At 61.8% G+C, this 14,759-nt stretch carries 13 protein-coding genes; 6 read left to right on the forward strand and 7 right to left on the reverse strand.

Features of this window, described 5'->3' with window-relative positions:
* Nucleotides 1-834, forward strand: a complete 834-nt coding sequence (gene nudC / locus C5F70_RS08230; RefSeq protein ID WP_104903074.1) for an NAD(+) diphosphatase — start codon at nucleotides 1-3, stop codon at nucleotides 832-834.
* Here nudC and C5F70_RS08235 read toward each other — a convergent pair.
* The 3 genes from C5F70_RS08235 to C5F70_RS08245 form a co-directional block, all read right to left on the reverse strand.
* Nucleotides 802-1,581, reverse strand: a complete 780-nt coding sequence (locus C5F70_RS08235; protein ID WP_046383211.1) for a TSUP family transporter — start codon at nucleotides 1,579-1,581, stop codon at nucleotides 802-804. The two genes, nudC and C5F70_RS08235, sit on opposite strands and share 33 nt — an antisense overlap.
* Before the next feature lie 122 nt (nucleotides 1,582-1,703).
* Nucleotides 1,704-2,420: a phosphatidylcholine synthase gene (gene pcsA / locus C5F70_RS08240; protein ID WP_017848465.1), complete on the reverse strand. Its 717-nt coding sequence runs from the start codon at nucleotides 2,418-2,420 to the stop codon at nucleotides 1,704-1,706.
* A gap of 148 nt (nucleotides 2,421-2,568) precedes the next feature.
* Complete coding sequence (locus C5F70_RS08245; RefSeq protein WP_046483619.1) at nucleotides 2,569-3,495, reverse strand: class I SAM-dependent methyltransferase; 927 nt, start codon at nucleotides 3,493-3,495, stop codon at nucleotides 2,569-2,571.
* 191 nt (nucleotides 3,496-3,686) lie between these two features.
* Between C5F70_RS08245 and mdeB the strand changes: the two genes are divergently transcribed.
* The gene (mdeB, locus tag C5F70_RS08250) at nucleotides 3,687-6,377 is read left to right on the forward strand and encodes an alpha-ketoglutarate dehydrogenase (RefSeq protein ID WP_104903075.1); all 2,691 of its coding nucleotides are present in this window, start codon (nucleotides 3,687-3,689) and stop codon (nucleotides 6,375-6,377) included.
* Between the two features lie 91 nt (nucleotides 6,378-6,468).
* On the opposite strand, the gene C5F70_RS08255 is transcribed toward mdeB, so the two are convergent.
* Together C5F70_RS08255 and C5F70_RS08260 are read right to left on the reverse strand one after the other, a co-directional pair.
* Nucleotides 6,469-6,957: a DUF1289 domain-containing protein gene (locus C5F70_RS08255; protein ID WP_104903076.1), complete on the reverse strand. Its 489-nt coding sequence runs from the start codon at nucleotides 6,955-6,957 to the stop codon at nucleotides 6,469-6,471.
* A 55-nt stretch (nucleotides 6,958-7,012) separates the two neighbouring features.
* Nucleotides 7,013-8,263 (reverse strand): ribonucleotide-diphosphate reductase subunit beta, encoded by a 1,251-nt coding sequence (locus tag C5F70_RS08260; RefSeq protein ID WP_079443666.1) that lies wholly within the window; start codon nucleotides 8,261-8,263, stop codon nucleotides 7,013-7,015.
* A 359-nt stretch (nucleotides 8,264-8,622) separates the two neighbouring features.
* On the opposite strand from C5F70_RS08260, the gene C5F70_RS08265 reads away from it, so the two are divergent.
* The 3 genes from C5F70_RS08265 (at nucleotide 8,623) to C5F70_RS08275 (ending at nucleotide 10,575) form a co-directional block, all read left to right on the forward strand.
* On the forward strand, nucleotides 8,623-9,141 hold the full coding sequence (locus tag C5F70_RS08265) for a sigma-70 family RNA polymerase sigma factor (protein ID WP_017847246.1): 519 nt from the start codon (nucleotides 8,623-8,625) through the stop codon (nucleotides 9,139-9,141).
* Nucleotides 9,138-10,046, forward strand: a complete 909-nt coding sequence (locus C5F70_RS08270; RefSeq protein WP_104903077.1) for a FecR domain-containing protein — start codon at nucleotides 9,138-9,140, stop codon at nucleotides 10,044-10,046. The genes C5F70_RS08265 and C5F70_RS08270 overlap by 4 nt, the downstream gene beginning before the upstream one ends.
* 313 nt (nucleotides 10,047-10,359) lie before the next feature.
* Complete coding sequence (locus C5F70_RS08275; protein WP_003173733.1) at nucleotides 10,360-10,575, forward strand: molybdopterin-binding protein; 216 nt, start codon at nucleotides 10,360-10,362, stop codon at nucleotides 10,573-10,575.
* Between the two features lie 618 nt (nucleotides 10,576-11,193).
* On the opposite strand, the gene C5F70_RS08280 is transcribed toward C5F70_RS08275, so the two are convergent.
* A complete protein-coding gene (locus C5F70_RS08280) occupies nucleotides 11,194-11,538 on the reverse strand; it encodes a hypothetical protein (protein ID WP_104903078.1) in 345 nt (114 codons plus the stop codon).
* Between the two features lie 93 nt (nucleotides 11,539-11,631).
* A complete protein-coding gene (locus C5F70_RS08285; protein ID WP_046383215.1) occupies nucleotides 11,632-12,777 on the reverse strand; it encodes a MalY/PatB family protein in 1,146 nt (381 codons plus the stop codon).
* A gap of 180 nt (nucleotides 12,778-12,957) precedes the next feature.
* On the opposite strand from C5F70_RS08285, the gene ggt reads away from it, so the two are divergent.
* Nucleotides 12,958-14,682: a gamma-glutamyltransferase gene (ggt, locus tag C5F70_RS08290; protein WP_104903079.1), complete on the forward strand. Its 1,725-nt coding sequence runs from the start codon at nucleotides 12,958-12,960 to the stop codon at nucleotides 14,680-14,682.
* Nucleotides 14,683-14,759 lie beyond the last annotated feature (77 nt).

The raw sequence follows: 14,759 nt of genomic DNA on the forward strand, positions 1-14,759 counted from the left end.
ATGACCCCAGGCTGGATTACCACCACACTGCTGGACAACCAAACCCCCGGCGGCTGGGCCGTCGCGCGCAGCCGCGAGGGTTTTTTACACGACACCAATGGCGCGCTGTTCCCGCGGGAATGGCTCAAGCGCCAGGACCTGGCGGTGTTCGCCGAACACGGCATCGGCCATCTTGACGGCGAGCCGGTGTACCTGCTCGAACTCAATGCCACCAGCGACGTGCCTGGATGCAGTTGGCAAGGCCTGCGCGGCTTCATGCTGCAAGGCGATCACCGGCTGTACAAAGTGCTGGCCTATGCCGCGCAGATCGGCACCTGGGCGCGGGAACACCGTTTTTGTGGCAGTTGCGGCCAGGCCATGGTCCAGGTGCCTCGGGAGCGGGCGATGTTCTGCGAGGCTTGTGACCTGCGCAGCTACCCGCGCATCTCGCCGAGCATGATTGTGCTGGTGACCCGTGGCGACGAGATCCTGCTGGCGCGGTCGCCGCGCTTTGTCCCCGGGGTCTACAGCACGCTGGCGGGGTTTGCCGAGCCGGGTGAGTCGGCCGAAGACTGCCTGATCCGCGAAGTTCACGAAGAAGTGCAGCTGGAAGTCCGCAATATCCAGTACGTGGGCAGCCAGTGCTGGCCGTTTCCCCATTCGATGATGCTGGGCTTCCATGCCGAGTACGCCGGTGGCGATATCGTGCCCCAGGCCGATGAGATCGAGGACGCGCAGTGGTTCAACATCCACGACTTGCCGCCGTTGCCGGCGTCACGCTCGATTGCGCGTTACCTGATCGACCTCTACGTGGCCCGTCGCTTAGGCCACGCTGAACCAGTGCTGCCAGGCTAGGCGCACCGTCAGGCCGAGGACCACGGTGATAAACACCGGACGAATGAATTTGGCGCCGCCGCTGATTGCGCTGCGCGCGCCAAAGAACGCGCCCACCATCACCGACACGCCCATGGCCAGCCCGACGATCCAGTCCACCGAACCGTTGATGATAAACACCGACAGCGCCGCCGCGTTGCTGACGAAGTTCATGCTGCGCGCCACGCCGCTGGCTTTGACCAGGTCGATGGGGTGCAGCAGCATCGTGCTCACCGTCCAGAACGCGCCGGTGCCGGGGCCGGCCACGCCGTCGTAGAAGCCCAGGCCGAAGCCTTGGGTGGCCTGCCATTTCTTCTTGATCGGTGCGTCGCCCTCCAGCGGCGCCTTGGGCGTGCCGCCGAACAACAGGTACAGGCCACAACCGAAGACGATCACCGGGAGCATCTTGTTCAGGGTTTCGGCGGGCAGGTAGTGGGCGACGATGGCGCCGGCCAGGGCGCCGATAAACGTACCGACGATGGCATGTACCCACTGGCGCGGGTGAAACAGCTTGCGTCGGTAAAAGGTGAAACTGGCGGTGGCCGAGCCGAAGGTGGAGCTGAGTTTGTTGGTGCCCAGTACCAAATGGGGCGGCATGCCGGCGGTGAGCAGGGCCGGGGTGGTGAGCAAGCCGCCACCGCCGGCGATGGCGTCGATGAAGCCGGCGATGAACGCAACGACGGCCAGGATGGCGAGGGTAGTGAGGTCTACGCTGAGTTCGAAGGGCATGGGCAGGGCTTATGGTTGGCAGGGCGCTATGCGAAAGGCGGCCATCTTACCTGCCCGATGTACGCAAATCCAAATGTGGGAGGGCGCAAGCCTCCTCCCACATTCAAACGGTGCCGGCCTGGCTATTTGTGGGTGCCCAGCCACTCCAGCGCGGTGCGCCAGATGCAGATCCCGAGGAAGTACGCCGACATCAGCGACCACAACCCAAACGTCCACGGGTTGGTGTTCGGGTAATCCACCACCATCAAGAAGCTGCACAGCAACCAGAGCGTGGTCACCGCGATGTTGATCGGCATGAACCGCTTGACCCGGAACGGGTGCAGGAACTTCATCGGCGTCACGGTCAGCAGCGCCAGGCCAATCACCGTGAGCAACGTCACCCACGCGTCGGGCTGGATGATATACACGCAGAGGGCTACCACGTTCCAGGCGGCGGGGAAGCCGACGAAGTAGTTGTCCTTGCTTTTCATGTTCACGTTGCAGAAGCAGAACAGCGACGACACCAGGATCACCGACACCGTGAACAGGTGGGTAAAGTCCGGCAGGTCGATATAGCGGTAGATAAACAGTGCTGGGATAAACACATAGGTCAGGTAATCAATCACCAGGTCCAGCACCGAGCCGTCAAAGCTGGGCAGTACCGTGCTGACATTCACGCGGCGGGCCAGGGAACCGTCGACGCCATCGACCACCAGTGCCAGGCCCAGCCACAGCAGGCACGCCTTGGGTGAGTTCTCCAGCAAGGCCAGCGTGGCCAGGAAGGCCAACACCACTCCGGTGGCAGTGAAGCCGTGGGCGCCCCAGGCTTTCAGTCTGGCTACATGCAGGGTCGATATCACGGGCGGTTCTCCAAAGGGTGAAACGGGGCAGCCGACGCTGTGGCAGCGTCGAGTCTGGCCAGGGGATGCAGGTATCGACCGGGAAGGGGAGGATAAGGTTCACCACCCCGGTGATTGCTTAGCGTAGCAAGCGTCGGACGTTTCGGCATCAGCCTTGGCGGAACACCAAGGCTTTCAAGCCGCTTTGCCGATCGATATCCGGGAATTCCGGCGGGTTTTCCAGCCGTTCGACAAAGCGCAGGCCCGGTGCTTCGCGGGTCACGCCATCGATCAGGAAGTCCTCGCCGAACGCCGGGTCATTCATGCACGCCAGCACCGTGCCTTGTGGCGTGAGCAAATCCGGCAGGCGGCGCAGCACGCGCTGGTAATCCTTGGTCAGCAGGAAACTGCCTTTCTGGAAGGACGGCGGGTCGATGATCACCAGATCATAGGGGCCGCTGTGGATGACCTTGGCCCAGGACTTGAACAAGTCGTGGCCAAGAAAGGTAACGCGGCTCAGGTCATGCCCATTCAGGCGATGGTTGTCGCGACCTCGGCTCAGGGCGCCGCGGGCCATGTCCAGGTTCACCACATGCTCGGCGCCGCCCTCGATGGCCGCCACGGAAAACCCGCAGGTGTAGGCGAACAGGTTGAGTACCCGCAGCCCCTTGGCCTGTTCGCGCACCCAGTTGCGGCCGTAGCGCATGTCGAGAAACAGCCCGCTGTTCTGTTTTTTACCGAGGTCGATCAGGTAGCGCAGGCCGCCTTCGGTAATCGTCAGCTCATCGATCGCATCGCCCACCAGCCATTCGGTGGTGCTTTGCGGCAGGTAGCGGTGCTGCAGGGCTACCGTGTGGGCGCCGGACTGCGCCCATTCGAACTGAACCAGCAGCTGTTTCAGCGCGTCCAGGTGCGCCGCCTCCGGCTCCTTGAACAGCGCAACCAGCACCACGCCCTGCAGCCAGTCCACGGTCAGTTGCTCCAGGCCCGGCCAGCAACGGCCGCGGCCGTGGAACAGGCGCCGGGTTTCGGTCGGTGGCGTGGCCAGGGCGGTCAGCAGGTGGGCGTGCAGTGTGGCGAGGGCGTCGGGGTTCATCGTTGAGCGTCGTTCGTTGAGCGGGCGGCATTTTAAACACAATGGCGAGGTTTCGGGGGGTTGGAGCACAACGTGCTGGGAAACGTCTGATTGGCAGCGATTCATGCTCAAAATACGCTTTGGTACGCCTGACATCAGGCAAAAAATCCTCAGTCATCGACATAAACTGGAAAAAAAGCCTGGAGGTGCCCATGAACGGTTTTGCGAGCGCAGTGAATCACACCACAACGGATCAGCTCGCCGGTGATCAAATCGAGCAGGACGAGTGGCGCGACGCCCTGGCCTCGCTGGTGGCCAACGCCGGCCCCGCGCGGGCGCGGCAGATCCTCGACGTGCTGGCCCGTGAAGGCGGCGCCCCGCACATCGACTGGAAACCCCGTCACGGCACCCCGTATATCAATAGCATCAGCGTCGAGCGGCAGCCGGCGTTTCCCGGCGACCTGGCCACCGAAGAACGCCTGGCCTCGCTGGTGCGCTGGAACGCCCTGGCCATGGTGGTGCGCGCCAACCAGGCGTATGGCGAACTCGGCGGTCATATCGCCAGCTACGCCAGCGCGGCGGATTTGTTCGAAGTGGGCTTCAATCACTTTTTCCGTGCCCGCCACGACGGCTTTGGCGGCGACCTGGTGTTCTACCAGCCGCATTCCGCGCCGGGCATTTATGCGCGGGCGTTCCTGGAGGGGCGCCTGAGCGAGCAGGACCTGGCGCACTACCGGCAGGAAATCGGCGGGGCCAAGGTCGGCGCGCGCGGTTTGTCGAGTTACCCGCACCCGTGGTTGATGCCGGACTTCTGGCAGTTTCCCACCGGCTCCATGGGCATCGGCCCGATCAGCTCGATTTTCCAGGCGCGCTTTATGCGTTACCTGCAGCACCGCGGCTTGCAGGACACCACCGAGCGCCACGTCTGGGGCGTATTCGGCGACGGCGAAATGGACGAGCCGGAAAGCATGTCGGCCCTGACCCTGGCCGCCCGCGAAGGCCTGGACAACCTGACCTGGGTGGTCAACTGCAACCTGCAACGCCTCGACGGCCCGGTGCGTGGCAATGGGCGGATCATCGATGAGCTGGAGGCGTTGTTCGGCGGCGCCGGCTGGAACGTGATCAAGCTGGTGTGGGGCTCGGACTGGGACGCCTTGCTCGCCAAGGACAGCGACGGCGCCCTGGTCAATACGCTGTCGCAGACCGTGGACGGGCAGTTCCAGACCTTCGCCGCCAAGGACGGCGCCTACAACCGCGAGCACTTCTTCGGCCAGAGCGCGTCCCTGGCCAGGCTGGTCGAGGGCATGAGCGACGAACAGATCGACCGCCTCAAGCGCGGCGGCCACGACATGGTCAAGATCCACGCCGCCTACCACGCGGCGCGGCGGGTCAAGGGCAAGCCCACGGTGATCCTGGCCCAGACCAAAAAAGGCTTCGGCATGGGCGAAGCCGGGCAGGGCAAGATGACCACCCACCAGCAGAAGAAACTCGATCGCGAGGCGCTGATCGCCTTCCGCAATCGTTTCCAGTTGCCGCTGACGGATGAGCAGACCGAGTCGTTGAGTTTCTTCAAACCGGCCGCTGACAGCCTGGAGTTGCGCTACCTGCATCAACGGCGCAACGCCCTGGGCGGCTATGTGCCCAGTCGCTGCCAGGCCGCCGCGCCGGTCAGTGTGCCGCCTCTGGCCGGTTACGCCGGCTTCGCCATGGCTGCTGCGGGTAAGGAGATGTCCACCACCATGGCCTTCGTGCGTATGCTCACCAACCTGCTCAAGGACAAGCACCTGGGGCCACGCATCGTGCCGATCGTCGCCGACGAGGCGCGTACCTTCGGCATGGCCAACCTGTTCAAGCAGATCGGCATCTACTCCAGCGTCGGCCAACGCTACGAGCCGGAAGATATCGGCTCGATCCTCAGCTACCGCGAAGCCACCGACGGGCAGATCCTCGAAGAGGGCATCAGCGAAGCCAGCGCCATCAGCTCCTGGGTCGCGGCGGCCACCAGCTATTCGGTGCATGGCCTGCGCATGTTGCCGTTCTACATCTATTACTCGATGTTCGGCTTTCAGCGCGTGGGCGACCTGATCTGGGCCGCCGCCGACCAGCGCGCCCGTGGCTTCCTGCTGGGCGCCACCGCCGGCCGCACCACCCTCGGCGGCGAGGGCCTGCAGCATCAGGACGGCAGCAGCCACCTGAGCGCCGCCAGCGTCCCCAACTGCCGTGCCTACGACCCGGCGTTCGCCGGGGAGTTTGCGGTGATCCTCGACCACGGCATGCGCCAGATGCTGGAGCACGATGTCGACGAGTTCTACTACGTGACCCTGATGAACGAAAACTACCCGCAGCCGAGCCTGCCCGAGGGGGTGGAAGCGGCGATCATCAAAGGTATGTACCGCTTGCAGGGCGCGCCTGACGCCCAGGTGCGCCTGCTCGGTTCGGGTACGCTGGTGCGTGAAGCCCAGGCGGCTGCGCAGCTATTGGCGGACGATTGGCAGGTGGCGAGTGAGGTCTACAGCGTGACCAGCTTCAGCGAACTGGCACGGCAGGCGCGGGAGGTGGAGCGTTGGAATCGCTTGCATCCGCAGGCGATCCAGCGCGTCAGTCATGTGAATGATAGCCTGCCCAAGGGCGCCCCGGTGGTTGCAGTGTCGGACTACGTGCGGGCGGTGCCGCAGATGATTGCTTCGTACCTGGATTCCCCCTACACCGTACTCGGCACCGACGGTTTCGGGCGCAGCGATACACGGGCGGCGTTGCGGGATTTTTTTGAGGTGGATCGCCATCACCTGGTGTTGGCGGCGCTAACGGCATTGGCGGAGCAGGGCAGTCTGGCGCGCAAGGTGTGCCAGCAGGCGATTGAACGCTATGGCCTCCAGGCGGAGCGTGCAGCGTCCTGGACCTAAATGTGGGAGGGGGCTTGCCCCCGATTGCGCCGGGTCAGTGCCCCATAAGCTGACTGACACACTGCTATCGGGAGCAAGCCCCCTCCCACATTTAGAGCGTGGCGATCAGGGCTGGCCCAAAGGCCTCTTTCAAGAACACGGGGGCGATATACCGCTGGTAATGCGCCTCGGACAGCAGGAAAAACTCGCGATCAATTCCATCGCGCAAATCCGCCAGGCTGTGCTCGCGAAATTCCGGCAGCAACACCAGGCCATATGCCTCCAGCCTGGTAATCACCCGCGCACCCCGGGCGATCAACTGGTAGGCCCAGCAGTACGGCGACTGGTGCGGCATAAAGCGAATCTTGCGGCTTTCCAGTTGCTGGCGCAGGCGCTGTGGGTCGAACACGTCCAGCTTGGAGGCCATCACCTGCACCAGCAGTTGCTCAAGGCGCAGCCACACCGCCTGTTTTTCCTCGGCGTTGTAGCCATTCCACTGGATGACTTCATGGTGATAACGCTTGCACCCGCGGCAGACCAGATCACCGTAAACGGTGGAGCACAGGCCGACGCAGGGGGTCTTGATGGTTTGATTGGGCATAAAAAAACATCGACAGGTGAAACAACACGGCCCCTGAAGGGGCCGTTTTTTTCAATCAATCCCAGCTCAACGCACCGCCAGTCTGGTACTCGATCACACGGGTCTCAAAGAAATTCTTCTCTTTCTTCAAGTCCATGATCTCGCTCATCCATGGGAACGGGTTAGTCGTCCCTGGATACTCTTCCTTCAAACCGATCTGCGACAGACGACGGTTAGCGATGAACTTGAGGTAGTCCTCCATCATCGCCGCGTTCATGCCGAGTACACCGCGTGGCATGGTGTCGCGCGCGTATTCGATCTCCAGTTGGGTCCCTTGCAGGATCATCTGGGTCGCTTCTTCCTTCATCTCGGCGTCCCACAGGTGTGGGTTTTCGATTTTGATCTGGTTGATCACGTCGATGCCGAAGTTCAGGTGCATCGACTCGTCGCGCAGGATGTACTGGAACTGCTCGGCCACGCCGGTCATTTTGTTGCGGCGGCCCATGGAGAGGATCTGGGTGAAGCCGCAATAGAAGAAGATGCCTTCCAGTACGCAGTAGTAGGCCACCAGGTTGCGCAGCAGTTCTTTGTCGGTGTCGACGGTGCCGGTTTCGAATTTCGGGTCGGAGATGGAGCGCGTGTATTTCAGGCCCCAGGCGGCTTTTTTCGCGACCGATGGGATCTCGTGGTACATGTTGAAGATCTCGCCTTCATCCATGGCCAGCGATTCGATGCAGTACTGGTAGGCGTGGGTGTGGATCGCCTCTTCGAAGGCCTGGCGCAGGATGTACTGGCGGCACTCCGGGTTGGTGATCAGGCGGTACACGGCCAGGACCAGGTTGTTGGCGACCAGCGAGTCGGCGGTGGAGAAGAAGCCGAGGTTGCGCATGACGATGCGACGCTCGTCGTCGGTCAGGCCTTCGGGGTTTTTCCACAGCGCGATGTCGGCGGTCATGTTGACCTCTTGCGGCATCCAGTGGTTGGCGCAGCCGTCGAGGTATTTCTGCCAGGCCCAGTCGTACTTGAAGGGCACGAGCTGGTTGAGGTCGGCGCGGCAGTTGATCATGCGCTTTTCGTCGACAGCGACGCGGGCGGAGGCGCCTTCGAGCTCGGCGAGGCCTTCGGCGATGTCGAGTTTGTCGAGGGCAGCCTTGGCGCGGATGATCGCGGCGGAATCGTTGGCGGTGACGGCGCGGGCTTCGATGGCGGCAGCGGCGCCGGCACCGTCGAGGCGGTCCATGTTGGCTTCGGTGGCGTGGCCGGCGTTGGCGCCTCTGATCACCGCTGCACCGGTGTCTTCGTTGTCGACTTCATCCCAACTCAGCATTGAAATACTCCTTCCTGGTCTGTGCTGACGGTGTGTGAACCCGTCCAAAAATAAGTGATTTGCAGGCTTCAAGGCATTGAAATACTGCGCATAGTGTGGTCAGCGTTTTACGAGTTCGCACACTATGTAGTGGTTGTTTGTTGGTGTGGGCACACTATATGGGGTGTGATCAGCATGGTCAACGGACAACGTGTGCGGTTTTAGGTCGCTGCCAGGCACACCTGTGGTGGCAAAGCCTGGGTTCACTGGCCTTTGATGCCCGTATGAACGCCCCGTTGAAAAGAACGTGGTGTCTCGCCGCGATATTAATTAGAATTAATCTCATTTGAGACTCAGTCGCGCTGCGCAGGTTGCTTGCCATGAATGATGCTGTTGTCCCTTCGCACGCCGCCGAACCGACGTTGTCGAGCCTGTATCGCGACCATCGCAGTTGGTTGGAAAGCTGGCTGCGGCGGCGCCTGGGCAATGCCTGGGATGCGGCTGACCTGAGCCAGGACACTTTCGTGCGGGTGCTCGCCAGTGCCCAGCCGCTCGCGCAGATGCAGGAACCGCGGGCCTATCTGGTGACGGTGGGCAAGCGCCTGCTGGTCAATTTTCATCAGCGACGCAGCCTTGAGCAGGCTTATCTGACCGCACTCGGCAACCTGCCGCCAGCCTGCGTGCCATCTCCCGAGCAGCGCTGGCTGGTGTTGGAAACCCTGCAAGCCCTGGATGAATTGCTCGACGGCTTGCCTGCACTGGTGCGCCGGGCGTTTCTTTGGAGTCAGCTGGAGGGCCTGGGCTATCGAGAGATTGCCGAGCGGCTTGAGGTGTCGGAGCGCACGGTCAAGCGTTACATGGCGCAAGCCTATGAACATTGCCTGCTGGTGGACCTGTGAACCGTGAGGTTGCGCGAACGGCCGCGCAATGGCTTGCGCTGCTGGAATCGGGGGCGGCCACTGAACGCGATCATGCTGCGTTGCAGCACTGGCGCGACAGTCATCCGCAGCACGAACACACCTGGCAGAAAGCTCAGGCCCTGCGCCAGCGCTTCAGCGCGCTGCCCCAGGCGTTGGCGATGGCCAGCCTCGACCGCCCGCAAGTGGGGCGGCGGGCGTTGCTCAAGCGTGCGTTGGGCGTGGCGGCGCTGGTGCCGACGGCCTGGTTGATCAGTCGCCAGTTACCTATAGATAGTTGGCGCGCCGACCTGCACACCGCCACCGGCGAGCGCAGACGCCTGCCGTTGGCCGAGGGCGGCAGCCTGCAACTGAACACCGCCACGGCCGTGGATGTGGACCCGGCGCAACGGCGCATCACGCTGGTGGACGGCGAACTGGCACTGAACGTGCCGGGCGCACACGCGATGACGCTACGCACGCGCTACGGCGAGGTGCGGGTCAGTCAGGCCGAGGTGTGCGTGCGCCAACTGGCTGCCGGCTGCCGGGTGTCGGTGCTCAAGGGCCGCGTGCAGGTGCGCGACGTGAACGGGCAACTGGCGACGTTGCAGGACGGCCAGCAAGCGCCATTAAGCGCCGGCGGGCTCGGTGCGCGGGTGCCGTTCGATGTGTTGCAACTAGGCTGGCGCGACGGCGTGCTGACCGCACAGAACCAGGCACTGGGGGATTTTCTGCGCGAGCTGGCGCGCTATCGCCCAGGCGTGTTGCGCTGGGCGCCGAACCTGGAGACGTTGCGGGTGACGGGCAGTTTTCGCCTGGATGACACCGACCGCATCCTCAGCCTGCTGGCCTCGAGTCTAGGGTTCGAGGTGCAGGCGCGGACGCGGTATTGGGTCACACTCACTTGAAGACACTGGCGATCAAAAATGTGGCAGTTGTTTTGTTTCGTTTCGACGGAAGGTTTCAGACACTGGGGCCCAGCAGGCTGACGGCTTCGCGTGGTTGCAAGGCCAGCCCACGCATGTTTACGTGGTTTCGAGCGGAGAAGGCTGTAGCGGGGAGGGCAAGCTGTTGATCGACTGTTGGCGGTGAAACAGCTTTGATATACCCATATGGAATAAACAAATAGTTATATATTCCTTTTAATGTTTTTGTGGGTGGCGCACTTTGAGGCTCTGCACATTCGTGCAGATCGACCTAACAGCCAAAAGGAAAGCCGACATGACCATTAAAGCGATCAACGTGCGTAATCAGTTCAAGGGCGTGATCAAGGAGATTCTGCTGGGGGAAGTGGTGTCGGAAATCGACGTGCAGACCGCGTCCGGCATCGTTACTTCAGTGATCACCACGCGCTCGGTGCGTGACCTGGAGTTGAAGGTGGGCAGTGAAGTGATTGCCTTTGTGAAATCGACTGAAGTTTCCATCGCCAAACTCTAAAGACTTGCGTAATTCACTGTAGGCGCCCGCTTGCTGGCGATGGCGGCGCTGTTGACGCCGAGGCTCTGGTCGCCGGCGTTCTGGCTGGCAACTACGCCGCAGAGGGACTCGAAGTCCTGGCTGAGTCGAACCTGTCGGAGTATTCAAAGGGTGCATGGTTTTTATGAGCGTTGGTGCAGGGTATAAAATGAGATAAATGCCTGGAACTTAGTGAGGGGGCGCTGCAGGTAGTCAAACAGTTTGGGAGTGTCGTTGTGGGTTTCGACCTTCTTACTGTTGGCGCTGTTTTTGAACCGCGTATGGAGCTGCGTACCGATCTTGGGTGGAAGGGAGCAAGGGCATTGGTCGCGCGTATTCTTTAGTGTTTGAGTTTCAGGCGTGCAGTCGAAATATATTGTTATCAAACGATAATGACGGTAAACAGATAAGTCTGACAGTTGAATGCTTTTTGCTTTGCTAGTGTTTTCCGATCAAGGCATTCATCTATACAGGGAGGTTAAGTCGATAATATCATACTAACGACCCCCTATAAAGAAGATGGAGCGGACAAAGTAGCCGCGATAAGCGGGGCACGTCATTAACTTCAAGACGAATACGATTTCGATAAAAACCCAGGAATCAAATACGGAAGGGCTGAAGAAAATCGCGCATTTCCAGTCTTTTTCCAATGTGACTACGGTTGAACGACTGCAAAGTTTTATCCAGGATAATGATGAGGACCATATGTTCACGCTCAACGGTCAACTCTGGCTGGCGTGTTTCGCCCACCGGTGATTTATCCGTTGATACGAGCGGCGATACGCCGTGGAATAGCCGCGCACTTGTCTTCAACAATGCCTTTTCCAGCGATACGGAGGATGATCGGGCACGACCAATGTTCATCACCAACGACGGTGTGACTATGGTGATAAATGCGCCACGCCAAGCGGGCTCATCCATCCGGACTGTGCAGGTGAGCAGCATGAAAGTTGAAACTGGTCATCCTCAAACCTGACGCACGCCCAAGGGTGGGCCAACACCATCGAACGACTGGCCCCGGGAAGGAGCCAGTCAGTTTTAACGGGTGAGCAAGCTGCGTTCCATCCGCTGCAGACCCTCTTCCAGCAACGCCCGCGGGCAGCCGAAGTTCAGGCGCACGAACTGCTGGCAGTCATCGCCGAATTCGATCCCCGCGCTCAAACCGACCTTGGCCTGTTCCAGGAAGAACTGTTGCGGGTCGTCCAGGCCCAGGGCGCTGCAATCCAGCCACGCCAGAAAGGTGCCTTGAGGCGCATGCATGACCACGCCGGGCAGGCGGGTTTTTACCGCGTCGAGCAGGTAGTCGCGGTTGGCCTGCAGGTACTGCAGCAACGCCTCGAGCCAGTCGCTGCATTGGCTGTAGGCCGCGCGGGTGGCTTCCAGGCCCAGGGGGCTGACGCTGTCGACCATGCCGCAACGCGCCTGGTTGAAGCGCTCGCGCATCTCGGCGTTTTGCACTACGGCAAAACAGGTCTTCAGGCCGGCCACGTTGTAGGCCTTGCTCGCGGACATCAGCGTGATGGTGCGCTGGGCGATTTCCGGGCTGAGGCTGGCGGTGGGGATGTGGCGACGGCCGTCGAAGCACAGCTCGGCGTGGATTTCATCGCTGATGATCAGCGCGCCCTGTTCCAGGCAGGCATTGGCCACTGCGAGCAGTTCTTCGCGGGGGAAGACTTTGCCCACCGGGTTGTGCGGGTTGCTCAGCAATAATGCGCCGGCCCCTGTCAGCGCCTGGCGCAGCAGCGGCATCGGCGTGATGTACTGCGCGTTGACCAGCTTGAACGGCACCTCGATGCGCGGCAGGTTCCAGTTTCCGGGCGCCAGGCGAATCGGCCGATAGTTGGGGGTTTGCAGCACCACCGCTTGACCGGGCTGCACGAAGGCATGCAGCGCCATATTGAAACCGGGTTCTACCCCGGGCAGAAACAGCAATTCGTCCGGTTGCACGCGCCAGGCGTATTTGGCCCACAGGTCGGCAACGATGGCCGCGCGCACGTCCGGGCCGGCCACGCTGTAGCCGAGAATCTGCTGGTCGAGACGCTGGTGCAGGGCTTGAAGCACGGCGGGTGGCGCGGCGATGTCCATGTCGGCGATCCACATCGGCAACACGTCGGGCGGGTAACGGTTCCACTTGGTGCTGCCGGTGCCGAGGCGGGGGTGGATCGTGTCGAAATCAAAGCTCATGGGGAGGCTCGTGTCGGAGAGTCAGGTGAAGAATGGCGCCGATTCTAGCGCCATTGGCCGTCGAGGCCAGCGCTGAATCGTTCCGTGACCGACAGGTTCTGTCATAAAAACGCCACTGCGCTGGGGATTGCATCCAAGTCGGGCTATTTTGGTGCATCTCAATAACCCGAGTAGCCAAGGATGAAATACCAACCCTTCAGCCGTACTTTGATTGCCACTGCGCTGGTATTGACGGTCAGCGGCGTGCAAGCCGCCTCCCAGGCCCCGGTGGCCGGTGAAAATGGCATGGTGGTAACGGCCCAGCATCTGGCCACGCATGTCGGCGTAGATGTGCTCAAGGCCGGCGGCAACGCGGTGGATGCCGCCGTGGCCGTGGGCTACGCGTTGGCAGTGGTGTACCCGGCGGCGGGTAACCTGGGCGGCGGCGGCTTCATGACCGTGCAACTGGCCGACGGGCGCAAGACCTTCCTCGACTTCCGCGAAAAAGCCCCGCTGGCCGCCACCGCCGACATGTACCTGGACAAGGCCGGCAACGTCGTCGAAGGCCTGAGCGCCAAGGGCCACCTGGCCGTCGGCGTCCCCGGCACCGTGTCCGGCATGGAGCTGGCCCTGAGCAAATACGGCACCCTCAAGCGCGCCCAGGTGATTGCCCCGGCGATCAAACTGGCGGAAAACGGCTTCGCGCTGGAGCAGGGTGATATCGACCTGCTGCACACCGCCACCGGCGAGTTCGAAAAAGACAAGGACCTGCGCGCAATCTTCCTGCACAACGGCCAGCCGTTGCAGGTCGGCCAGAAGCTGGTGCAGAAAGACCTGGCCAAGACCCTCAAGGAAATCTCCGCCAAGGGCAGCGACGGTTTCTATAAAGGCTGGGTCGCCAAGGCGTTGGTGGATTCCAGCCAGGCCGGCAAGGGCATCATCACCCAGGCCGACCTCGACAAGTACAAGACCCGTGAACTGGCGCCCATCGAGTGCGACTACCGGGGCTACCACGTGGTCTCTGCACCGCCGCCGAGCTCCGGTGGCGTGGTGATCTGCCAGATCATGAACATCCTTGAAGGCTACCCGATGGCCGACCTGGGCTACCACTCGGCCCAGGGCCTGCACTACCAGATCGAAGCCATGCGCCACGCGTATGTGGACCGCAACAGCTACCTCGGCGATCCGGACTTCGTAAAGAACCCGATCGAACACCTGCTGGACAAAAACTACGCCACGAAACTGCGTGACGCCATCGAACCGAACAAGGCCGGCGACTCCCTGGCGATCAAACCGGGCGTAGCGCCCCATGAAGGCAACAACACCACCCACTATTCCATCGTCGACAAGTGGGGCAACGCGGTCTCGGTGACCTACACCCTCAATGACTGGTTCGGTGCCGGTGTGATGGCGAGCAAGACCGGGGTGATCCTCAACGATGAAATGGACGATTTCACCGTCAAGGTCGGCGTGCCGAACATGTACGGCCTGGTCCAGGGTGAAGCCAACGCCATCGCACCGGGCAAGGCGCCGCTGTCGTCGATGAGCCCGACCATCGTGACCAAGGATGGCAAGGCCGTGATGGTGGTCGGCACGCCGGGCGGCAGTCGCATCATTACCGCGACCTTGCTGACCATTCTCAACGTCATCGATTACAAGATGAACATCCAGGAGGCCGTCGACGCGCCGCGTTTCCACCAGCAGTGGATGCCGGACACCACTAACCTGGAGACCTTCGCGGTCAGCCCGGATACGCAGAAGATCCTTGAGAGCTGGGGCCACAAGTTTGCCGGGCCACAGGATGCCAACCACTTGGCGGCGATCCTGGTGGGCGCGCCATCCCTGGACGGCAAGCCGGTCGGCAACAACCGTTTCTATGGGGCCAACGACCCGCGTCGCAATACCGGCCTGTCCCTGGGCTACTAAGCGCCGCAACTCACTGTAGAAGCGAGCTTGCTCGCGAAGAGCGTCAACGATAACGCGGGCATTCTGGATTAACGCGG

The sequence above is a fragment of the Pseudomonas sp. LH1G9 genome, assembly GCF_002949975.1.
In the GTDB taxonomy this organism is placed as follows: domain Bacteria; phylum Pseudomonadota; class Gammaproteobacteria; order Pseudomonadales; family Pseudomonadaceae; genus Aquipseudomonas; species Aquipseudomonas veronii.